18 protein-coding genes are annotated in these 21,613 nt (G+C 55.8%); 8 read left to right on the top strand and 10 right to left on the bottom strand.

Features of this window, described 5'->3' with window-relative positions; all coding sequences use genetic code 11:
• Positions 1 to 369 precede the first annotated feature (369 nt).
• Together C7820_RS30345 and C7820_RS30340 are read right to left on the bottom strand one after the other, a co-directional pair.
• Positions 370 to 2,190: an ABC transporter ATP-binding protein gene (locus tag C7820_RS30345; RefSeq protein ID WP_089548393.1), complete on the bottom strand. Its 1,821-nt coding sequence runs from the start codon at positions 2,188 to 2,190 to the stop codon at positions 370 to 372.
• A complete protein-coding gene (locus tag C7820_RS30340) occupies positions 2,183 to 3,937 on the bottom strand; it encodes an ABC transporter ATP-binding protein (RefSeq protein ID WP_258875589.1) in 1,755 nt (584 codons plus the stop codon). The genes C7820_RS30345 and C7820_RS30340 overlap by 8 nt, the downstream gene beginning before the upstream one ends.
• A 285-nt stretch (positions 3,938 to 4,222) precedes the next feature.
• Between C7820_RS30340 and galU the strand changes: the two genes are divergently transcribed.
• Together galU and C7820_RS30330 are read left to right on the top strand one after the other, a co-directional pair.
• Positions 4,223 to 5,131 (top strand): UTP--glucose-1-phosphate uridylyltransferase GalU, encoded by a 909-nt coding sequence (gene galU / locus C7820_RS30335; RefSeq protein WP_116234207.1) that lies wholly within the window; start codon positions 4,223 to 4,225, stop codon positions 5,129 to 5,131.
• A gap of 79 nt (positions 5,132 to 5,210) precedes the next feature.
• A complete protein-coding gene (locus C7820_RS30330; RefSeq protein WP_116234206.1) occupies positions 5,211 to 6,293 on the top strand; it encodes a glycosyltransferase family 8 protein in 1,083 nt (360 codons plus the stop codon).
• Positions 6,294 to 6,348: 55 nt separating this feature from the next.
• Here C7820_RS30330 and C7820_RS30325 read toward each other — a convergent pair whose 3' ends face one another.
• From C7820_RS30325 to C7820_RS30310, 4 genes are all read right to left on the bottom strand, one after another.
• Positions 6,349 to 7,566, bottom strand: a complete 1,218-nt coding sequence (locus C7820_RS30325) for a CynX/NimT family MFS transporter (RefSeq protein ID WP_076174268.1) — start codon at positions 7,564 to 7,566, stop codon at positions 6,349 to 6,351.
• Complete coding sequence (locus C7820_RS30320; protein WP_116234205.1) at positions 7,559 to 8,272, bottom strand: FadR/GntR family transcriptional regulator; 714 nt, start codon at positions 8,270 to 8,272, stop codon at positions 7,559 to 7,561. The genes C7820_RS30325 and C7820_RS30320 overlap by 8 nt, the downstream gene beginning before the upstream one ends.
• A 168-nt stretch (positions 8,273 to 8,440) precedes the next feature.
• Positions 8,441 to 9,112 (bottom strand): phosphatase PAP2 family protein, encoded by a 672-nt coding sequence (locus tag C7820_RS30315; RefSeq protein ID WP_116234204.1) that lies wholly within the window; start codon positions 9,110 to 9,112, stop codon positions 8,441 to 8,443.
• A 163-nt stretch (positions 9,113 to 9,275) separates the two neighbouring features.
• A complete protein-coding gene (locus C7820_RS30310) occupies positions 9,276 to 10,478 on the bottom strand; it encodes an ROK family transcriptional regulator (RefSeq protein WP_116234267.1) in 1,203 nt (400 codons plus the stop codon).
• Positions 10,479 to 10,902: 424 nt separating this feature from the next.
• Between C7820_RS30310 and C7820_RS30305 the strand changes: the two genes are divergently transcribed.
• From C7820_RS30305 to C7820_RS30280, 6 genes are all read left to right on the top strand, one after another.
• On the top strand, positions 10,903 to 12,162 hold the full coding sequence (locus C7820_RS30305) for an ABC transporter substrate-binding protein (RefSeq protein ID WP_076174264.1): 1,260 nt from the start codon (positions 10,903 to 10,905) through the stop codon (positions 12,160 to 12,162).
• A gap of 54 nt (positions 12,163 to 12,216) precedes the next feature.
• On the top strand, positions 12,217 to 13,164 hold the full coding sequence (locus C7820_RS30300) for a carbohydrate ABC transporter permease (protein ID WP_076174475.1): 948 nt from the start codon (positions 12,217 to 12,219) through the stop codon (positions 13,162 to 13,164).
• A gap of 24 nt (positions 13,165 to 13,188) precedes the next feature.
• Positions 13,189 to 14,022 (top strand): carbohydrate ABC transporter permease, encoded by an 834-nt coding sequence (locus C7820_RS30295; RefSeq protein WP_076174262.1) that lies wholly within the window; start codon positions 13,189 to 13,191, stop codon positions 14,020 to 14,022.
• A 61-nt stretch (positions 14,023 to 14,083) separates the two neighbouring features.
• A complete protein-coding gene (locus tag C7820_RS30290; protein ID WP_116234203.1) occupies positions 14,084 to 15,118 on the top strand; it encodes a Gfo/Idh/MocA family protein in 1,035 nt (344 codons plus the stop codon).
• Positions 15,115 to 16,098, top strand: a complete 984-nt coding sequence (locus tag C7820_RS30285) for a Gfo/Idh/MocA family protein (protein WP_116234202.1) — start codon at positions 15,115 to 15,117, stop codon at positions 16,096 to 16,098. The genes C7820_RS30290 and C7820_RS30285 overlap by 4 nt, the downstream gene beginning before the upstream one ends.
• A 31-nt stretch (positions 16,099 to 16,129) precedes the next feature.
• Complete coding sequence (locus C7820_RS30280) at positions 16,130 to 16,948, top strand: sugar phosphate isomerase/epimerase family protein (protein ID WP_116234201.1); 819 nt, start codon at positions 16,130 to 16,132, stop codon at positions 16,946 to 16,948.
• A 375-nt stretch (positions 16,949 to 17,323) separates the two neighbouring features.
• Here C7820_RS30280 and pstA read toward each other — a convergent pair whose 3' ends face one another.
• The 4 genes from pstA to C7820_RS30260 all read right to left on the bottom strand — a co-directional run bounded on the left by pstA (position 17,324) and on the right by C7820_RS30260 (position 21,588).
• A complete protein-coding gene (pstA, locus tag C7820_RS30275) occupies positions 17,324 to 18,205 on the bottom strand; it encodes a phosphate ABC transporter permease PstA (protein WP_116234200.1) in 882 nt (293 codons plus the stop codon).
• Positions 18,202 to 19,155, bottom strand: a complete 954-nt coding sequence (gene pstC, locus C7820_RS30270; RefSeq protein ID WP_397334238.1) for a phosphate ABC transporter permease subunit PstC — start codon at positions 19,153 to 19,155, stop codon at positions 18,202 to 18,204. Before pstC ends, pstA begins: the two co-directional genes overlap by 4 nt.
• 94 nt (positions 19,156 to 19,249) lie before the next feature.
• Positions 19,250 to 20,104 (bottom strand): phosphate ABC transporter substrate-binding protein, encoded by an 855-nt coding sequence (locus tag C7820_RS30265; RefSeq protein ID WP_116234199.1) that lies wholly within the window; start codon positions 20,102 to 20,104, stop codon positions 19,250 to 19,252.
• 32 nt (positions 20,105 to 20,136) lie between these two features.
• Positions 20,137 to 21,588, bottom strand: a complete 1,452-nt coding sequence (locus C7820_RS30260) for a stalk domain-containing protein (RefSeq protein WP_116234198.1) — start codon at positions 21,586 to 21,588, stop codon at positions 20,137 to 20,139.
• Positions 21,589 to 21,613: the final 25 nt, after the last annotated feature.

Below are 21,613 nucleotides of genomic sequence, written 5' to 3'. Positions count from 1 at the left end.
CGTCGGTTTATGAAATGGTTATGTAATATTATATAACATTGAAAACGCTTGCTAATTAACCAATTGGTTTTATTGCAGAGATTCATGTTAGGTTTATTCACTATCTTAGAAGATCACTAGGTCTTAAGTAAATGGTTAAAAAGTCGCAGTTGAATCCATTTTGCATCTAAAAACTCGTCGGTTGAGGGAGTATTTTACGCGTCAGAGCCTGCGCCCAGGGGAACGCCGCAGCTACAGCTATGATCCGATCCCGTTACGCTGGCAGCCTCGTTTTCCTGTTTGCAAAATAAAACGGGGAAAGAGCATCGCTCTCTCCCCGTTTCTATACATCCGGCTCAACCGGCCTCCAATCGGCCCCTGCATCCCGGGCTACTCTTCATCGGCCGCCTGTCTTGCATGATTGTACAGCTGCTCATAGTATCCGTGCATGGCCAGCAGTTCGTCATGGGTGCCTTCCTCAATCGCCCGGCCGTCTTTCATGACCAGAATGCGGTCGGCGTGCATGACCGTGGACAGCCGATGGGCGATCACCAGTGTCGTCCGTCCGGTAGACACGTTCGCCAGCGCGCTTTGCACCAGCTGCTCCGTATGCGAATCCAGGTTGGCGGTCGCCTCATCCAGGATGAGGATCCGCGGCTCAAAGACCATGATCCGCGCGAAGGAGATCAGCTGCCGCTCCCCGGCTGACAGGCCGCTGCCCCGCTCCGATAGGAGTGTGTCGTATCCGCCGGACATCCGCATGATCATGTCGTGCGCGCCGACGAACCGGCAGGCATCCATCACCTTTTCACGGGAGATGTCCTCCTGAAACAGCCGGACGTTATCGAGAACGGTTCCCGCGAACAGATAGGGCTCCTGCTGGATCAGTCCGACGAGACGGTGGAGCTGCTGCTGCGGAATATCGCGGATATCCGCCCCGTCGATTTTGATGCTGCCGGAATTAACGTCATAGAACCGGTTCAAGAGGCTGATCATCGTGCTCTTCCCCGCTCCCGTCGTGCCGACGATGCCGACCATCTCCCCGGGCTTCAAATGAAGGTCGAGATGGGGAATGACCGGCTTGGATTCCGAATAGCCGAAAGAAATGTGGTTGAAGTCGACCCGGCCGCGGGCTTCGGACAAGCGCAGCCGGCACGTTTTGTCAGGCTCCGGGTCCTTTACTTCGGGCTCGGTGCTGAATATTTTCCAGATCCGGTCCATCGATACGGTCGTCGACTGGAACGTGTTCCACTGCATCGTGATCTGGTTGATCGGCTGGAAAAACTGCCGGATGTAGCTCGTAAACGCGTACAGAACGCCGACGGCCATATGCTCATGGAATACCGCCAGTCCGCCCAGCCAGACAACCGTGACGAGGGCGACGTTGCCCAGAATGTCGAAGGTCCGGTTAAACAGCACGTTGGCGCGGACCTCCCTCATGTTCGCTTCCCAGTAGCTCTGGTTATTTTCGTTAAAACGCCGGGTCTGCTCCTCTTCCTGGCGGAACGCCTGAATCAGCCCCATCCCGGACAAATTCTCCGCAATGAATCCGATTAACCGTGACAAGCGGCTCCGGGTTACCTGGTACGCCTGGCGCAGATATCGGCGGAACAGGAAGGCCACGAGGCCGATGACGGGCAGGACGATCATTGAATACCAGGCCAGCGTCGTATCGAGCTGAAACATAAAGACAATGATCAGTACAAGCGTCATGCCGTCGCGGATCAAGCTGAGCAGCACCTGCGTGAAAAACTGGCTGATCGTCTCCGTGTCGCTGGAGACATTGGTCACCAGACTGCCGCGGTGCACGCGGTCGAAATAGGACATCGACAGCTTGGAAATATGCTGGAACAAATCCTTCCGGATCCGTGCCACGATGCTTTGACCCGCGTACTGCAGCAGGTTATTCTGCAAATACGTGAATAAGAAGCTGACGATCGAAATGCCGAGATAAATGCCGGCGATCGTAGCGATATAGCCCATGTCCCTGCCGCCGACAGCCAAATGATCGTCGATCACGATCTTGACCAGATACGGCTGCAGCAGATCGGCGGAAATGCCGAGGATCGCGCAGACAAACACGCCGGCAAAAGCCCACTTGTGCGGTTTGCCGTAAGCCAGTATCGCCCTGAAGGCTTCAAATGATTTTTTCTTGTCCGCTGCATCCTTTGCTTGCGTTGCCTTGAGGGCAGCGGCTGAAGAATTAGGCATGCTGCAGTCCCTCCTGTTGGATCCGGTATAAAGATGCATATGGCCCGTCCGGACAGGCCATCAATTCCTCATGGCTGCCCCGCTGGACAATGCGGCCTTGATCCAGCACGATGATTTCATCGGCATGCTGGACGCTGCTGATCCGGTGCGCGATAATGAGCGTCGATTTGCCGCTTCGCTCCCGGATCAAATTGCCGAGGATGCCCGATTCCGTCATCGCGTCGACGGCGCTCATACTGTCGTCGAGAATCAAGAGCTCGGGCTTTTTCATCAGCCCTCTCGCCAGGCTCGCGCGCTGCCTTTGACCGCCGGACAGCGTAAGGCCCCGCTCGCCGAGCCGGGTCTCAAATCCCGCTTCAAAGGAGTTGACGCTTTCCAGCAGCAAAGCCTGGGCCGCTGCCTCGCGGATTTGCTCGATGCTGGCGGAGCGGTCGCTGAAGGCGATATTGTCGGCGATATCCGTGCTGAACAAAAACCCGTCCTGTGGCACATAGCCGATCTTGCGGCGCAGCGACTCCAGGGTCACACGGGTAATATCCTGGCCGTTCACCTTAATGCTGCCGGCCGGAGGCTCATAAATGCGCAGAAGCAGCTTTGCCAGCGTCGATTTGCCGCTGCCGGTGCGGCCGATGAGCCCGACGGTGCGGCCTTCCGGAATGGTGAAGCTGACGTCCTTAAGCGCTTGTTCTGACGTCCCCGGATAAGAGAACGTCAGGTTGTCCACGGCGATATCCCCGATGCGGGCAAGGTCCGAAGCGTCGTCCTTGTCCCTCACGCTCGGCACCCGGGCCAGCAGCCGGTTGACGCGTTCCAGGGATGCTCCCGAGCGCTGCATCATGTTAATCACGTTGCCGATCTGCTGGAGCGGTCCCGTCAGCATCCGGAGGTAGAAGGTCAGCGCAACGAAGCTTCCAAGGGTCATCCGGCCCTGAATCGTCATATATCCGCCGACCAGCAGCGAGACGACCAGGGATAACGCCCCCAAGAACGGAAGCAGCGCCTGGAACAAGGATGACATCCTCACCAGATGCAGCTGCGCGCTGCGCACCCCATCGACCGTCTCGTCAAACCGGCGCTGCGCCGTCTCCTCGATGGCGAACGTCTTCGTGACGCGGATGCCCCCGATTTGCTCATCGGCGGATTCCGTCATCGTGGCCAATCCTTCCTGCACATCCATCGACCGGTTCCGGATACGGGGACCGAAATAAATGACCAGAAACGGAATGGCGACCAGCGGGCACACGCTGACCAGAATCAGAGTTACCGGTATACCTGTAACCAGCATCATGACAACACAGGAGATGACCATGAACACGGCGTTGGTCGTCTGCGTGACTCCGAATGAAATCGCTTCCCGAACCGAAGTCACGTCGTTCATGACATAGCTGAGCAGCTTGCCGGTCCCCTGTTTGGAAAAAAAATCCTCACTGAGGCGGGAAAACTGGGCAAAGATCTGGCCCCTTGTCAAAAACTCGAACCGCCGGCCGAGACGCATAATGGTAAACTGCCCTAAGCCGAACAGAACGCCATAGGACACGGCGATCCCCAGCAGGATCAGGCTGTAGCGGATGATGTCCTCACGACCGATCGAACGTTCCTTCAGTCCGTCCGTCACCTTACCGAGAATCTGCGGCAGCAGCGCCTGATCCACGTTGGACAGGATGATCAGGATGACGGCGGTCAGGTAGAGAAGCGCGTTTTTCTTCAAATAATTGGTGAGCAGTTCGAAGCTTTTCAAGAGTTCCATTCCCTCCTTTAGTTTCAATTGAATTGATATTTCATCATTACCCGCTTCCGACCCATCCATTAAAATATACCACAGAAAAAAAAGATTGGGCTTTTCCCAACCTGGCAGAGCAGCGAAAAAACCGTGTCCCGGAACGGATAAATTTTTTTTGGAGTCTTACTTCTGCCTGCAAAAAACCGGCCGTCCATTAATTTTGCCGCACTGGATAAGTGTCCACGATCCGCAGCTCTCTCCGGCATAAGATGACAGTATGCGAAATTGCTATCAGCAAAGGAGGAGGACCGCTTGAAGATTCGTAAAGCGATCATTCCGGCAGCCGGTTACGGAACGCGGTTTCTTCCCGCCACCAAAGCAATGCCCAAAGAGATGCTGCCGATTATCGATAAGCCCACCATCCAGTTTATTATCGAAGAAGCCGCGGCTTCCGGGATTGAGGAAATTTTGATCGTGACCGGCAAAGGCAAAAAGGTGATCGAGGATCACTTCGACTCGGCGCTGGAGCTCGAATATTATTTGGAGCAAAAAGGCAAGTTCGAGGAACTCCGCAAAATCCGGGAATTTACCGGCATTGTCGACATCCACTATATCCGCCAATCAGAGCGTAAAGGTCTGGGGCACGCCATCGGGGTAGGGCGCAAGTTTATCGGAAACGAGCCCTTTGCCGTCCTGCTTGGAGACACGTTTTTTGACGCTGATCCGCCGTCGCTAAAACAGCTTATGGATGGGTATGACCGGCTGCAGACGTCCATTGTAGGCGTGCAAAGCGTGGCGGCTGACAAGGTATCGAGCTACGGCATCGTCGACGCCAAACCGCTGGTCGATTCGTTTGCGTATGTGAACCGGTTGGTGGAAAAACCCCCGGTCGATGCCTCTCCTTCGAGGCTGGCCATGGTGGGCCGTTACATTTTGACTCCATCCATTTTCGATATCCTGGAAAACCAATCCCCGGGAGTTGGCGGCGAAATCCAGCTGACGGACGCATTGAATCAATTACTTGCCAAAGAAGCGATTTATACCTGCGAGATTAAAGGCCGCTGGCATGACGTCGGTGATCCGCTGGGTTATGTGAAGGCCATTTTGGCACTGACGAAGCAAAGAGCGCATCTGAAGCAAAACCTGCAGGACGAAATGAACGAGCTGTTAAAAGAGGACCCGCAATCACCGGATTCCGGTTCCGGTGACCCTGCGCCGTAAGCCCAAGCTTCACCCGCATGCCTTCTCGTGATGCAGGTATGTAACGGAAAACCAATTCTAAAGAGAGGTGTCCCCGCAAATGATTGAATTGGCTTTAGCTTTTACGGATAAGGACGGAAGCTATTCCGAGCACGCTGCCGCCGCGTTGGCTTCGGTGTTCCGTAACACTTCCTCCGAGCTTCAGGTTCACATCCTCCATGACGATTCGCTCCTGGAAGAAAACAGGAACAAGCTCGCCCAGCTGGCGGCGGATTTCAAGCATCCGATCCACTTCTATCCTGTGACCCTGCCGGTCGAGATGATGGACGTTCTCTCGGGAACCGGCTCCATCGACCGATGGACGTGGGGCAGTCTTTACCGGTTGCTGCTGCCAGCCGTGGTACCTGCTGAACGGGTAATCTATCTCGACTGCGACGTGATGGTCAATATGGACATCACCGAGTTGTGGGAGATCAATCTGAACGGGGGCTACCTTGGGGCTATCCACGACCAAGGCATCCACGGCATCGCAGAAGTTGTGGCCGTCCAGGGTTTAAACCCCGAAACCTATTTTAACTCCGGGGTCCTTTTATTTGACCTCAATGCCATTCGACAGCACGTGACCTGGTTTGAAGAAATGCTAAACTTTTTCCGCGCCTTTCCCGGCACCTCGATGCCAGACCAGGACTGCCTGAACCATGTATTCGGCGGAAACTGCCTGCTGCTGGACCAACGGTTCAACTGGTTTTACGTCCCGGGTGCAGAAATGGACCTCCAGCAAAAAATCGTTCACTTTGCCGGTGACATGAAGTGCTGGGACCCGCTTTCCCCCGGATATGTCCTCTATCAGGATAATCTGAGATTAACGCCATGGAGCAAGGAGCCGGTACTCCCGGCGCCCATCAAAAGAAGCACGGACAGAAAAGCCCGGCATCTGCTTATGAAACGCAAAACCCGCAAACACTCGCCTAGAAAACCATCCTCCCGCCACCGAAGCGAAAGGGAACAGAGTGAAAGGGTCGTCATGAGGAAGCGGAGAAAAGCCTCCAGACACTCCAGGTACTCCCGGCACAAATCTGCAACCGGCAGCGGCAGCAAGTCCCGCATCCTTACGATGCGCCGCAGCTCCCGCAGAAAGCATGCCATGTACATTCAGGGCTTCAGCAGCGGCATCTATTTGTAACGGCCGTCTCAAGAAAAATGCAAACAACCTCCGCCCTTCCGGCGGAGGTTGTGCTTTATTCTTCAATGTAAGTGTTGTTTCCGGCGCCCCATCCGGCCAGCATATAGACGATCGCCACGATCAGCAGGACCGAGGTCGCGGTCGTCCAGCTGCCGCTCAGGTCATGGACAAGTCCAATCAGCAGAGGTCCGACAGCGGCCAGCAGGTACCCGACCGACTGGGCCATACCGGACAATTCCGCAGCCTGTTCGGTCCGGCGGGTGCGGAGCATGAAGAACATCGTTACGAGGCCGAAGGCCGCACCGGTGCCGATTCCGACCAATACGACCGCGACCGGAACGATCGCATTCCATCCGCTAAGCAGCAGTACAAAGCCCAGAACAAAGCAGAGGAACGTCCCGACGACCAGCCCGCGCTGGTTCTGAAAGCGTCCCGCCAGAATCGGCACGAAGAACGTAACCGGCACGCTGAAAAACTGCATCAGCGACAGCATCCAGCCAGCCGTCGAACCGCTCATGCCCCGATCGGTCAAAATTTCAGGCAGCCAGGACACGACCGAGTAAAATACGAAGGATTGCAAACCCATAACAATCGTGACCTGCCACGCCAGTTTCGAGCGCCAGATGCTGCTTTTCGACGAAATCCGCACCCCGCCGGTCCGATGCCGGTACCGGAGCTGCGGCAGCCAGACAATGAGGGCGATCAACGACAGGATTCCCCAGATGAGCAGGGATCCCCGCCAGCCGGAAGCGAGATGATTCGACACCGGGAGGCTGACGCCGGAGGCGATAGCCGCAAAGATGTTCATCGAAACGGAATAGATTCCCGTCATGACACCCACCCGCAGCGGAAAATCCCGCTTAATCAGGCTCGGCAGCAGCACATTGCTGACCGCGATGCCGAGGCCGAGCAGAATCGTGCCGGCAAATAAAGCGGCGACCGAAGGAACGAACCGCAGGGCAATGCCCAGCGTTACAGCGGCCACTCCGCTAAACAGCGTCTTCTCCATGCCCCATCTCCGGGCCAGCTTCGGAGCAATCGGGGAGACGACGGCAAAGGCCAGCAGCGGGAACGTCGTCAGCAGCCCCGCAAGGGTATGCGACATTCCCGTATCGAGCCGGATCGTTTCAACGAGCGGACCCACCGAAGTGATCGGCGCCCGCAGCGTCGTCGCGATCAGGATAATTCCAAGAACCAGCAGCAGCGCCTTCATCCCTGTGGAAACCTGGGGATTCTCCGCCGGCTGCGTAGATATTTCGTATGTTTTATTCATGATGTTCTGTATTTCCTCCTTCAGACAAATCAAGCAAGGCATCTTGGGATGCCTGGATATAAGACCGGACAATTTCACCCGCCTCCGCCGCGTCCCGGCGGATGATGGCTTCAAGCAGACGCTCATTGAGCCGGCCGTGCACAAGCACCAGATCCCAGCTCAGGCTGCCCAGCGAGAGGGAACTCGTCACGGAGTCGCTAATGCTGTCATACAATTCGCTGAGCAGCCGGTTATACGCAGCGGCGATCACCTGCTTGTGAAAGGCCAAATCGGCGATGAGATAAGCTTCTATATCTCCGGACTGTTCTGCGGCGCTGCAGGCCGCAAGCGTAAGCCGGATCTGCTTGATATCATCCGCCGTGCTCCGCTGGGCGGCGAGCCGGGCGGCCTCCTGCTCCAGCGCAGCGCGAACCTCCAGCGTCTCGCTCAGCTTGGAGCGCTCCATCCGCCGCTGAAGGACGGGACCGAGGCTGCTCGACGCGACGACGTACGTCCCGTCCCCCTGCCGAGTCCGGAGCAGTCCCGCATGAATCAGGGCACGGATCGCCTCACGGATCGTGTTTCGGCTGACGCCCAGCTTCTCCACCAGCTCCGGTTCCGGAGGAATGCGTTCCCCAACGGTCCACTGCCCTTCTTCAATCAGCTTCTCCAGCTGGGATGCGACCTGCTCGACAAGCGTTGAACGCGTTGGACGCTGCAAGTTCATTTGAATACCTCCAAACATAGGATGTTTGGTTCATTGTAGCATGAACTTCGGTTTCCTGCACATTTTTTTCGTTTTTGCACCATCTTCGGCCCTGAAACGCAGCAACGGCAGCCTTCACTCGGAAGGCTGCCGATCTGGTGCAGCCGGGCTCTATTAGAGCATGCTGCCTTATGCTTGAAGTTCCTTCTGCTGCCGTACTTTCTCCCGGCTGCGGTGTGCCCCGGGCAGGACATAGATCACGAGGTGGTAGATTTCAACCATCGCAATCGCCGCAACAGCGTCCCAGAGGACATGCTGTTTCACGAACTGTGTCGAGGCGATGATGAGAATCGACATCGTGCTGACGAGAATCATGATCATGCGGCTCCGGGCCTTGCTTGTCAGAAAGAGTCGCATAACCATGTAACTCGAGAAGCAGTGAATGCTCGGAAAACAGTTGTAGGGCTGATCCCGTTTATAAATAAATCGGACAAGCTCACTGAACGGATCGCTGCCGGTCACGACCGGCCTTGGCACCGTCGTTTGAAACACAAGATAAATGCCGTAGCATGTCATTGCGCATACCGTGTACAGTATAATGCCCCGGTAATACAAATTCCGGTCCTTAAAGAAAAGGTAGACCAGGCAGGCATAGATATAGAAGATCCATACGCCGTAAGGGAGCGCAAAATATTTGATAAATGGAATAGCCAGATCCGCTTGCGTGACAAGGGAATACACGCGGTCATTCGGGTGGTTCACCAGCTGGTAAATCGACCCCAGAACGGGAAAAACGAGCATCAGTACTAATGGGGCGAGAGGACGCAGCCTCTGCATCATTGCATTTACCTTCGTCACCATATCAAACCTTTCTCTGCCGGTTGCAAAAGATGTTAAGGGATTCCTTCGAGAACCGCTGCCTTATTGTACTGCTAGAACCGGTTTCCATCAACCATATTTATGTATGAAGCCTTTTCCAGTTTCTTTTTCATTTCCTCACAGTCTCCTCACCGAAGGATGACGGCTATGTTAACGAAAACTGAAACAGATCCTGCAGTACGACAGCGGCCGCACCGATTAATTTGCCGTCATCGCCAAGCGAAGACTGCCCAACAACCAGATCGTCCTTCAAAATACGCATGGCATACCTTGAAATATGCTCCTCAACCTTATGGAGCAGAATAGGATTGTCCTGAGCCACGTTCCCGCCTAACACGATCGCTCCCGGATTAAACAGGTTCACCAGGTTGACGATGCCTGCGCCCAGATGCTCGGCGATCTCCTCGGTGATGTCCATGGCCAGCCGATCCTTTCTGGACAGTGCCTCTTTATACACCGCAGGCTCGATCCGGCTGAAGTCGCCGCCTGTCAAATCGTGGATAAGCGTCTGCCGGCCCGAGGCCATCGCCGCCATCATTCGGGAGTGTACGGCAGGCCAGCTTACCGAGTTCTCCAGGCAGCCGACGTTTCCGCATTCGCAGCGGATTCCGCTCCGGTTGACGCTCGTATGGCCGAATTCGCCCGCTCCCCCCAGCTTTCCCCGGAGGATCATGTCGTTGACAAGGATGCCCGCCCCAATCCCATTGCCGACCATAATATAGATCAGATTGGCAAAAGAGCTGTAGCTCCCGAACCGCCGTTCCGCAAGCACGAGCGAGTTGGTATCGTTCTCGACCCAGGTTTTAATCCCATAGCGGCTTTCCACGAGTTGCTTGACCGGAACGTCATTCAGGCGGAGCTTGGAATTATAGTAGACGACCCCCTGCTCAACATTAACCACGCCCGGTGTCGTGACGGCTATGCCGATGCAAGCGTCCAGGCTGCCGGTTTCGGTGACGAAGCGGTCGATCATGCCGAGCATCAGCTCGATGACGCCTTCACCCTGCCGAGTTCCGACAGGAGCGGATTCTTTGCGCAGGATATTCGCCTCCAGGTTTAATTGGGCAACCTCGATGACCGTGTTTGAGATCGATGCGGCAAACAAAAAATGGTTATCCGGCGCAAATCGCAGCAAAATGGGCTTGCGCCCGCCGCTGGACTCTCCTCTGCCGATTTCAGTCACATAGCCTTCCCGGATCAGCTCCTGAACCGCCGCAGCTACGGTGGAGGGGCTAATCCGGTTTCCTTTGGCCAGCTCGATCCGGGAGATCGGGCCGTCCAGACGGATTTTATTTAAAATGATCGACCGGTTCAGCTCCTGAATCAGTTTCCAATCGCCTTTTCTCATCGTTTTCAACCATCTTCCCCTTTCTTCGGCAAAATGCATCAATATATTCCATCTTATTCCATATTTGCAGTAAAATATAGTTCCCAATGCTCCATTCCATGTAACATATTCCAATAACCAAAATATGCGGAAACCGATACTTTCCACTTGAAAACGCCGTTTTCCTGCCTTCCAAAAGTTTTTATGCAAATATTTATCAAACTATTGAAAATAAAAATCACCAAATATATAATCTTACGCAAATAGATGCCATTCTTTTCCTAAAACCTCACATTGAATGGTCAGTTGGCATCTACTTATTTTGATTATTGGAATAAGTATGGCGATGGATTTTCGCAAGATAAGGGGGGAGAATTCGTACATCATTGGAACTGCGGCAGATCAAGAATGAGTGCAAGAACCATATTTAGAGGAGGTTATTGGAATGGCTAGAAAAATGTCGATCATCCTCGTGTTCCTGTTTCTGTTCACTGCTGTAATGACGGGCTGCGGCGGCTCTTCCGGAGAAGCCGGCGGCAAAAAAGTAATCAACGTGGCTCTATGGGATGAGAACGTGAAGGACACCGTCAACAAATCGATTGAGCTGTACAAGAAAAACCACCCCGACGTGGAAGTCAAAGTAACTTACACCCCTTGGGCCGACTACTGGACCAAATTGAAAACAAGTCTCGCCGGCAATAGTGGGCCCGATGTTTTCTGGATGAACGGCCCCAACTTCTACGCTTATGCCTCCAAAGGCTGGATCAAGGATCTGCAGCCGCTTATTGATGAAAGCAAGCTCGATACCTCCGTTTACACTGACGCCCTCGTCAATCTGTACACCTACAACGATCATCTTTATGGACTTCCTTATTTCCTCGATGCGGTTGGACTCTACTACAATAAAGAACTTTTCGACAAAGCCGGCGTGTCTTACCCGGACGGCAGCTGGACCTGGGATACGATCGAGCAGAATGCCGCCAAGCTGACGGACAAGCAGAACGGCGTGTACGGCTACACCGCTTTGATTGACAGCCAGTCCGGATATTACGATTTGATCCACCAGGCCGGCGGTTACATCATCTCCGAAGATAAAACGAAATCCGGCTTCGATTCGCCCGAAGCGCTGTCTGCTTTTCAATGGGAGAAAAAGCTGATGGACCAGGGCTATTCCCCGAACGCCCAGCAGCAGCTTGAGACCAAGCCGCTCCAGCTGTTCGGATCCGGCAAAGCCGCCATGTTCCCCGCCATTTCCGTCAGCGCGCCCGAGCTGTACAAATTGCTGGGAGACAAGCTGGGGGTTGCCCCGCTGCCCGCAGGCAAGCAGAAAGCGACGATCGTTCACGGCCTGAGCTGGGCGATGAACGAAAAAACGAAGCATCAGCAGGAAGCATGGGATCTGATCCAGGTGCTTTCCGGCAAAGAAGGCGAGCAGTACCTGGCCGAATCGGGCTTCAGCATTCCCGCTTATAAAGGAACGGAGGAAGGCTGGCTGAAGTCGATCCCTTCCCTTGACCTGAAGGTATTCGTAGATAGTCTGGACTTTGCTGTGCCGTATCCGGTGTCCGAGCGGACGGCCGAGTGGCAGGACGTGGAGACCAAGGAGCTTCAGGACGCCTACCTCGGGAAAAAGTCGTTTGAGGAAGCGCTGAAGACGATAGCCGATAAAATGAACGAGATTCTCGCGGAAGAGAAGAAGGATTAAAGAAGAGTCTACGCTTGTATCCACTTAACTTCGAGAGAAAGGATGGTGCTGCCGGTGAATACGCCGCTGGCCGTCAAGTCGAAAGACCCGAACCTGCCTGCAGCCCGGAAGCGGAAAACTTCCAAGCTGGCCATCCAGGAGGCGGTCTGGGGGTACGTATTTATCCTCCCCGTCGCACTGGGTCTGGCCCTCTTTTATATGGTGCCTTCCGCCGCTTCCCTGATTCTGTCCTTTACGAACTGGGACGGCATGTCCGCTCCGGCGTTCAACGGGATCGACAATTTTACCCAGCTGATGCAGGACGAGAAGTTTACGCACTCCCTGCTGAATACGCTGCTCTACACCGTTGCGACCGTCCCGCTGTCCATCGTCTTTGCCACGCTGCTCGCCGTGCTGCTCAATCAGCATATTAAAGGGATGGTCGTGTACCGCACGTTCTATTTCATCCCGGTCATCACCATGCCGATCGCGGTCGGCATGGTGTGGAAATGGCTGTATAACTCCGAGTTCGGCCTGATCAATTACGTGCTCGGGGCGATGCATCTGCCCCAGCCGAACTGGCTGTTCGACGAAAAGTTTGCGCTCATGTCGATCGTCATTGTCAGCGTCTGGACGAGCGTCGGTTACAACGCCGTCATCCTGCTGTCGGGGCTGCAGGGAATTCCGTCGAGCTATTACGAAGCAGCGTCGCTGGACGGCGCCGGCACGGTCTACCGCTTTTTCCGGATAACGCTGCCGCTGCTGACGCCGAGCTTGTTTTTCGTGCTCGTCATGTCCTTCATCAACTCTTTCCAGGTATTCGACCTCGTCTTCATCATGATGGGACAGCAAACCTCCCTGCTCGATTCCACGCGCACCGTCGTGTACAGCATTTGGGAGGACGGCTTCAAGTACTTCAACATGGGCTACGCTTCGGCGGAGGCGTTCATCCTGTTTATCGTCATCCTGATCATCACCGCGTTTCAGATGTATTTCCAAAAACGCTGGGTTCATTATCAATAACCTTCATGAGGAGGAGAGGCTGTCATGATAACCCGAACTTCCGACCGCGGAAGACGGCTGGCCGTTCATATTCTGCTGATCGCGGGAGCCGTCCTGATGGTGACCCCTTTTGTCTGGATGCTGTCCACATCGTTTAAGTCCTTTGCGGATTCCATGAAGGTGCCCCCTACGCTGCTGCCGTCGGAATGGCATTTTGAAAATTACGCCAAGGTGCTGACCACCATCGATTTCGGCACTTACTACCTCAATACGATTCTGGTGACGCTAGGCCGGACAGCCGGACAGCTGCTGCTGTGTTCCCTGGCCGCATACTCCTTTGCCTGCCTGAAATTCCCGGGGAAAAACGTCATTTTTCTCGCCCTGCTGGCCGTGCTCATGGTGCCGTCCCAGGTCGTCATGATCCCGAGCTTTGTCATCATGCGGCAGCTGAACTGGCTGGATACCTTCTATGTCCTGATTATCCCCGGCATCTTCAGCGCATTCGGCACCTTTTTGCTGAGGCAATTTTTCATGACGCTGCCGAAGGATCTGGAGGAAGCTGCCAAAATCGACGGCTGCAGCTATTTCCGGATTTATTGGAACATCTACCTGCCGCTGTCCAAATCCGCTCTCGTCTCTTTGGCCATTTTTACGATTCTGGCGGCATGGAACGACCTGCTGTGGCCGCTCATCATGACCAGCTCGGAAGATATGCGCGTGCTGTCGATCGGCATCTCCTCCTTCCAGGGGCAGCATTCGACCGATTATCCGCTGCTGATGGCGGGTGCAGTAATGGCTACGCTGCCGATCATCATCCTGTTTATTTTCCTGCAGCGCTATTTTATAGAAGGAATCGCTATGAATGGCATCAAAGGATAAGGAAACGAATAGACCTTTTACAAGTGTAACCGGTCCATCATAAAAGGAGCTGAAAACCGTTATGATTCACGTACTCGTTATAGGCGCGGGGGCGATGGGGAGCACCCATGCCGCAGCCTATGCCGATATGCCGAACGCCCACTTGGCCGGTATCGTCGACACCGACGCCGGCAAGGGAGCGCGGCTTGCCGAGGCATTCGGCACCTCTTCGTTCACTTCCTACACAGAGGCGATGGAAGCGCTTGACCGCGTCGATGTCGTCGATGTTTGCCTGCCGACGCCGCTTCACAAGAAGTTTGTTCTTCAAGCGGCCGACGACGGCAAGCACGTCATCTGCGAAAAACCGCTGGCGCGCAGTCTGGCCGACGCCAGGGAAATGATCGACCACTGCCGTTCGCGTGGTGTCCGGCTGTTCGTCGGGCATGTTCTCCGCTTCTTCCACGAATATGCGCATGCCAAGCAGCTGCTGGAGGATGGCGTCATCGGCAAGCCGGCCGTCATCCGTGCAGGCCGCGGTGGAGGGTATCCGATCGGCTGGCAGCACTGGTACAGCGATTTCGGTGCCAGCGGCGGCATTACGCTGGACGCCATGATCCACGATTTTGATTTTCTTCGCTGGTGCTTCGGCGAAGTGGAACGTGTGTATGCCAAGGGGCTCCATGGGAGAGTTCACGCCCAGCTGGACTATTCGCTCGTGACCCTCCGCTTTCAAAGCGGCGCCATCGCCCACGTCGAGGGAACCTGGTCGCATGAAGGCTTCTCCATGAATCTGGAGATGGCCGGCACACAGGGGATCATCGGCTATGACAGCGCCCGGGATCAGCCGCTGCTGTCTTTTCAGCGCGGCGGTCATGCAGGCGGAGGCGGCGGCGTCCCCGTTCCGGAAAGCCCGGTCGAGGAAAACCCGTATTTCCAGGAGCTTCGCCATTTCCTGAATTGCATCGAGCAGGATGAAGAGCCGATCGTAACCGCGGAAGACGCCTATGAGGCGCTCCGGATTGCGCTCTCGGCGCTGAAATCGATGGAGACCGGGCGGCCGGTTCATCTGGGGACCGGTGCAGCCGACCCGAGCAGCAAAGGAGTGATCGGTTCATGAAAATCGGCATCGCCAGTTTTGCCCATATGCACGCTTACAGTTATGCGAAAGCGCTGATCCAATTGGAAGAAGTGGAGCTCGCCGGCATTTACGATCCCGATGAGCAGCGGGGTCAAAAGTTCGCCGGTATCCTTGGCACCAGCTATTACGGCGATTATGCCGAGCTTCTGTCGCAAGGCCTCAGCGGGATCGTCGTTACGTCGGAGAACGCAAACCATAAGGAGCAGGTCCTTGCGGCCGCCAAGGCGGGGGTTCATGTGCTGTGCGAAAAGCCCATATCGACCAATGCCGCGGACGCCCGGGACATGATCGAGGCCTGCAAAGCCGCCGGCGTCATGCTGCAGACGGCCTTTCCGGTCCGGTATAACCGGTCCGTCATCCGGGCCAAGCAAATGATCGACGAAGGCAAGCTCGGCCGGATCCTCGCCATGAAGGGGACCAACCGCGGGCAAAATCCGGGCGGATGGTTCGTCGACCCCGCCCTGTCCGGCGGCGGAGCGGTCATTGACCACACCGTTCATGTCGCCGATATTATGCGCTGGTTCACCGGCGCGGAGGTAAAAGAGGTGTACGCGGAAATCGGGCAGCTCATGTCCGCCGCCCCCATCGACGACTGCGGAATTCTGTCGATCGAATTTGACAACGGCGTGTTTGCCACGCTGGACTGCAGCTGGTCCAGGAATCCTTCCTTCCCGACCTGGGGCGACGTGACGCTGGAAATCGTCGGGACGGCCGGCACCCTGACGATCGACGCCTTCGGACAGAAGCTGAACGTATTCAGCGAGGAGCGCGGCTACCGGCACCATTTCTGGGGCGACGATATGGACTTCGGCCTGGTCCGGGATTTTGTAGCCTCGATCGCGGAAGGCAGGACCGAGGCGAACGTGACGGGCGTCGACGGGCTCAAGGCGCTCGATGTGGCCCTGGCTGCATACCGCTCGGCGGAGCGATTGGCCGCCGTTTCGCCTGCAGAGCTCTGAACCTAATCCTGACAAAGGGGTGTATGAAGCGATGCTGAAGTCGATAAATCAATGGGGATTTCCGGAGGGAACCCCGCTCGAGATGATTTTTCTTCATGCGGAGCAGGCGGGTTACGATGCCGTCGAGCTGAACCTGTATCCGTCCGGCGGAACCGGGCTGACCATGGACACCACTGCACAGGAGGCGGAGGCCGTACTGGCCCTGGCTTCCCGTCACAACATTCAGCTGCGCAGCCTTTCGACCGGCATGCTGTGGAAATCCCCCCTGTCCGCGGCGGATCCGGATGTCCGCGCCGGCGGACGAGAGATCGTTACCCGGCAGCTCGAGCTTGCATCCCTGCTCGGGATGGACACCGTGCTGGTCGTTCCCGGAGCGGTGACGCCTTCCGTCACCTATGAGGAATGTTATAGCCGCAGCCAGGAAGAACTGCGGGAACTCATTCCGCTGGCCGAACAGCACGGCGTTCATATCGGCATCGAAAACGTCTGGAACAAATTTCTGCTCTCCCCGATGGAGATGGCCCGGTATATCGACGAGCTCGATTCGCCCTGGGTCGGAGCCTATTTTGACATCGGAAACGTCCTTCTCTTCGGCTATCCCGAGCATTGGATCCGGACGCTGGGCGAGCGGATCCGCAAAGTCCACGTTAAGGACTTTAATCCGGCAGCCGGACCGAACGGCTTCGTCCCGCTGCTGTCGGGCAGCGTCAACTGGAACGAAGTACGTCGGGCGTTGAACGAGATCGGCTACACGGATACCGTCACGGCCGAGCTCACTCCGTACAGCGCCGACCCTTACCAGATGGTATATGATACTTCCGCGCAGCTGGATATTATTACGGGCCGTTGAGGGCAACAATGCTGACCACCTTCAGCCGAAAGTTATTCGCTTGTAGCAATCCCAAGCGTTCAGCTTCGCTGAATAAGCTGATAAATTCAGTCAACCTTAAAGGGCTGTCTCGCCGGCAGAGTCATTGTGCCGGAAGACAGCCCTTTTTTCCTAGATCAAAGCTTATTTCGGTATGAATACATATAAATGCATGTTCAAAAAGGTTGGTTTTCAGCACCGAGAAGATTGGATGAAGCTAGGGGCTGAGGAGCAGAGCGTACGTAGTGGGTACGTGAGCACCGGAAGACCCGGCTGAATTCAAGATTCGATGCCGAATCAGCTTCCCGATTTACTTCGTGATCAAAAGCGGACTTTTTGAACAACCTCTAGAAGGCCCTATTTCTTCAGGCGCCGGTTGCTGATCCACAGCGGAATGCGGAACAGCAGGTTCATCAGGAGGACGACGATGACCAGCACCGCGGCGGACTTGTCGGCGATTTGGCGGGCATCCTCCACGATTGCTTCCGACTGCACGTACCAGAGGTGTACAGCCAGCGTCTCACCCGGTGAGAACAGATTGAAGTCCCACATCTCCCCGGAGGTGCTGAGCCCAGCGGTCAGCAGGATGACGGCCGATTCTCCGAATGCCCGGCCCGCCACGAGGCAGATGCCCGTCACAATTCCCTGCATGGCCATCGGGATAACGACGGTCCGGATGCATTGGAATTTGGTCATCCCGAGGGCATAGGATGCGTTCTTTACGTCATTTTGCACCGCGCGCACCGCTTCCTCCGTCACCCGGGCCAGCATCGGCAGGTTGAGGAAGGCCAGGGAAACCGCTCCGCCGAGAATGGTCAGGCCAATTTGAAAATACTCGGCAAAAATGGCCAGGCCCAGCATTCCGAATACGATCGACGGAACGGAGGAGAGGCTCTCGACGCAAATCCGCAGCACTTCTGTAAATTTATTCGGCGGGGCGTACTCCGCCATGTAGATCCCTGCTCCGACCCCAATCGGAACGGAAATGAGCAGCGACAGAATCAAAATATAAAACGAGTTGAACAGCACCAGCCCGATACCGCCGCCGGGGTCCATGTCCTTGGGCAGCTTCATCAAAAACTCGAGGCTCAGCCCGGGCAGCCCTTTGCCCAGGATGGTCAGCAGCAGCCAGAAGATCAGCAGCAGAACCAGGATGCCGAGCCCGTAGAACCCGTATGTTGCCAGCCGGTCGTACACAAGCGATCTTTGCATTTTGCGGGTGCGCGTCCATTCGCTCATGCCTGCTCCCTCCCTTTGCGTCCCAAATAGCGGATGAACAAAATCAGGACAAACGAGATGATGAGCAGCAGGAAGGCCATCATGTGCAGCGCGTAATTCCAGGTGGAGTCAAACTCCACGTTGGAGATCTGCATCACGATGTTGCTGGTCAGCACCGAAGCCGGCGTAAACAGGGACTTGGCGAGCTGCGCCGTGTTGCCGATGACCATCACCACCGCCATCGTCTCCCCGATCGCCCGGGTCATCCCCATAATCACCGCCGCAATGATGCCTCTGCCGGCGGCGGGAATGACGACCCGCATCATGACCTGCAATCGCGTGGAGCCCATAGCATACGCAGCTTCGCGGTATTTTTTCGGCACGGCGGAAATCGCGTCGTCGCTGATCCGGCATATCGTCGGCAGCACCATCAGGGCGAGCACGAGGGCCGCCGCCAGCAGCCCGTCGCCCAGATTCTCCCCGCTCAGCCGGCGCAAAAACGGAATCAGCACCGTCAGGCCGAGGTATCCATAGACGATGGAAGGAACCCCGACCAGCAGGTCCAGAATCGGCCGCATGGCGTTTTTCAGCCAGCCGGGCGCGATTTCGGCGATCAGCACCGCCAGCCCGACGGATACCGGCACGGCCAGCGCAAGCGTAAGCGCCGTCAGGGACAGGGTGTTGATGATAAACGCGGCTGCACCGTAATGCTCCTCCTCCGGGGTCCAGTTAAAGGAAAGGAAGAAATCCGCAAAAGAGATGTCGCGGAAGGTCAGAAGCGCGGTTTTGCCGATAAAAAAGATCACCAGGCCCAGCACCAGGCACAGCGCCAATATGCTGAACCAAAAATAATACGTAAACATGCGGTTGGTGAAACGGACCCTGGCGCTGCGACTGAACCTGCGACGCTTCGCGGGCGGGGTCAGCACCTGACGTTCCTCGGGCACGTACTGCTGCACGGGGGTGCTCAAACTGGCTCTCCTCCTATAAAGCGGCCAGCCCCATTGGTATGTGAGGGCTGGCCGCGATCATGAATATGGCTTGGCTTGGCTCAATCCACTTGCCTTAACGCATGGCGGAAATCGGAATGAATTTCAATTTTTTCAGGGAACCCTGCTGGAATTTCGCGCTTTGAACATACTCGATAAACGCTTTGGTGGCGCCGGTCGGCTGACCTTTGGTCATGTAATATCCGTATGCCCAAATTTTGTAGCTGCCGTTGATGACATTGTCCGTTGTCGGCTGCACGCCGTTATAGCTCAGCGCCTTGATGTCGCTGTTTACGTACACCAGGTCGATGTATCCGATGGCGTTCGGCGTTGTGGCTACGGCGGTTTTCATGTCGCCGCTGGAGCCGACTTCCTTGTAGTTTTTGGCCTTTTTGACGATGTCGCCGCCAGCCAGCGCTTTGGCCTGATAGTTGACACGGGTGCCGGAGCCGAAGGCGCGCGTGATGACGACGATGTCCGCATCATCACCGCCGACTTCTTTCCAGTTGGTGATTTTGCCGGAGAAAATCCCTTTCAGCTGTTCGGTGGTCAGGTTGTTCACCTTCACGTTTTTGTTGGTGACTGTCGCAAAAGGAATGACGGCCACCTTGTTGGCTACCTGGCCTTCAAAAGCCTTGAAGCCCGGTACGTCCATGCTGGCGTCCCAGTCGCACGCCCCGATGTCGGCAATGCCCTTCTTCACGGCCTGCGGTCCGGTTACCGAGCCTTTGCCGGAAGCGGAGATTCTGACTTTCGGATTGATTTTCTGAAATTCCTTGGCTGCCTGAAGGGTGAGCGGAAGCAGCGCAGTGGACCCGTTAATCGTAATTTTGCCGGAGATGCCGGAGGCGGCGCTAGCGGAGCCGACCAGAGTGGTTACCGCTACCAGGGAAGTGACGGCAGCCAGCGTTAATTTTTTGAACAGTTTCATCGTTTATTCTCCTTTTCGGTTAAGAACCGCTTTTATTTGGTAAGCTGAATGGTCTTTCCGCCTGTGATGACTACAATCCTGCCGTCTTCGATCAGGGCGATCCGGCTGCCGTCCGCAGACATCGCCAGCTCGCTGACGGTTCCGGACGTGCTGTAAAGCTGCGCCTGGCTGCCGCTGTCGATCTTCAGCACTTTCGTACTGCCGTCGGCGGCGATGCCCGCAGCAATAAGCGTTCCGGATGGCCCGGCCGCGATGACCGTCACATCGATGATGCTAGACAGGTCCTGGACGCTGCTGCCTGGGCCGATCACCTTGATGACATCCTTGGCAGTGACGCTATCCGGATCGGCGCTCAAATACGCCGCTTTGCCGCCATCCAGTGCGACAGGATACAATTTATTGTCTTTACCCGTTGTTAGCTGAACCGGTTTAGCCTCTTTATCCGTGAGGTCCAGGGAATACAGCTGCTGGCCCGCGCCTGAATAGTCAATGCTGAGCGATTCTTCCGTGCTGTCCTTATCGCTGCTGGCCACGCCGGTCACATTGACGATATAGACCAATCGTTTGCCGTCCGCGGACAGGCTCACATCGGACTTGTTCTCCACTTTGTCAGCCAGCACTTCGGTCACCTTGCCGTCGCCGACATTCATGTAGGATATTTTTTCCTGTTTGTCGCCCTGGATGAAATAAATCCGGCTGTTATCCGCCGACCAGGTCAGATCTGTTTTGACGGAAGTGTCGGAGCCGAGTTTTTGCGACAGCCCGCTGGCAAGGTTCATCAGGTAGAGCTGGCCGGCGTTATCGGTATAAGCTCCCCACTGCCCGTTCGGGGACACTGCCAATTCCGCTGCATATTCGTCCGTCGAGATTACCGTGCTGCCATAGCTTGCCGGGTCCAGTTTAACGATTTGGGCGGACTCCGCATCGTCACGGCTGGCAATGATTTGCCCTTGGGCATTCCAGCGTACCGAAGAATAGCTTCCTTCCGGTCTTTGAACCGTCAATACCTGCTGCGTCTGCCCGCTGCCCGCGATCCATTCCCCGCCCAGTGCTTCCACGAGCGCTTGAAGCTCTACGTAGGTTTTGCCATCTTGAAGCAGAGGAGCGTTCGTAAAGGCTGCGGCCTCTCCATTCACCTTATAGGACTTTGATCCTGCCTGCAGCTGAACGACGCGTGAACCGGTCGCATCCTTTATCATGACGATCCCTTTGGCGGCGCTTGCGCTTGCCCCGAAAGCCTTGACGATGTCTGACACGGCTACCAGGTACGACTGGTTGAGCTGGACCGCATTGACGGAGACGCTCGCTCCGTTCACGCTGAGTTCCACCTTGGCCGCTTTCAGCTTTGGCGACGTCATTTTTGCAGCCTGACCCGCAGATGATGATTTTGCAGCGGAAGCAGCTTCTGCCGTTCCTCCGGCCAGTACGGAAGTTACAACCGCAGAGGCCATCAGTACCTGAAACATTTTATTTTTCTTCAACATCGGCTCACCCTTCTTCTATTAGCAT

Source organism: Paenibacillus sp. VMFN-D1, assembly GCF_003386155.1.
In the GTDB taxonomy this organism is placed as follows: Bacteria; Bacillota; Bacilli; order Paenibacillales; family Paenibacillaceae; genus Paenibacillus_AQ; species Paenibacillus_AQ favisporus.
This window is presented reverse-complemented; position numbering and strand designations above follow the sequence as displayed.

What these genes read in the sequence shown, in the direction of transcription:
- pstA (WP_116234200.1), bottom strand. Translation starts at nt 18,205, where the DNA reads ATGAGCGAATGGACGCGCACCCGCAAAATGCAAAGATCGCTTGTGTAC.
- C7820_RS30325 (WP_076174268.1), bottom strand. Translation starts at nt 7,566, where the DNA reads ATGAATAAAACATACGAAATATCTACGCAGCCGGCGGAGAATCCCCAG.
- C7820_RS30345 (WP_089548393.1), bottom strand. Translation starts at nt 2,190, where the DNA reads ATGCCTAATTCTTCAGCCGCTGCCCTCAAGGCAACGCAAGCAAAGGAT.
- C7820_RS30280 (WP_116234201.1), top strand. Translation starts at nt 16,130, where the DNA reads ATGCTGAAGTCGATAAATCAATGGGGATTTCCGGAGGGAACCCCGCTC.
- C7820_RS30295 (WP_076174262.1), top strand. Translation starts at nt 13,189, where the DNA reads ATGATAACCCGAACTTCCGACCGCGGAAGACGGCTGGCCGTTCATATT.
- C7820_RS30305 (WP_076174264.1), top strand. Translation starts at nt 10,903, where the DNA reads ATGGCTAGAAAAATGTCGATCATCCTCGTGTTCCTGTTTCTGTTCACT.
- C7820_RS30315 (WP_116234204.1), bottom strand. Translation starts at nt 9,112, where the DNA reads ATGGTGACGAAGGTAAATGCAATGATGCAGAGGCTGCGTCCTCTCGCC.
- C7820_RS30310 (WP_116234267.1), bottom strand. Translation starts at nt 10,478, where the DNA reads ATGAGAAAAGGCGATTGGAAACTGATTCAGGAGCTGAACCGGTCGATC.
- C7820_RS30285 (WP_116234202.1), top strand. Translation starts at nt 15,115, where the DNA reads ATGAAAATCGGCATCGCCAGTTTTGCCCATATGCACGCTTACAGTTAT.
- C7820_RS30330 (WP_116234206.1), top strand. Translation starts at nt 5,211, where the DNA reads ATGATTGAATTGGCTTTAGCTTTTACGGATAAGGACGGAAGCTATTCC.
- C7820_RS30265 (WP_116234199.1), bottom strand. Translation starts at nt 20,104, where the DNA reads ATGAAACTGTTCAAAAAATTAACGCTGGCTGCCGTCACTTCCCTGGTA.
- C7820_RS30320 (WP_116234205.1), bottom strand. Translation starts at nt 8,272, where the DNA reads ATGAACTTGCAGCGTCCAACGCGTTCAACGCTTGTCGAGCAGGTCGCA.
- C7820_RS30260 (WP_116234198.1), bottom strand. Translation starts at nt 21,588, where the DNA reads ATGTTGAAGAAAAATAAAATGTTTCAGGTACTGATGGCCTCTGCGGTT.
- C7820_RS30340 (WP_258875589.1), bottom strand. Translation starts at nt 3,937, where the DNA reads ATGGAACTCTTGAAAAGCTTCGAACTGCTCACCAATTATTTGAAGAAA.
- C7820_RS30290 (WP_116234203.1), top strand. Translation starts at nt 14,084, where the DNA reads ATGATTCACGTACTCGTTATAGGCGCGGGGGCGATGGGGAGCACCCAT.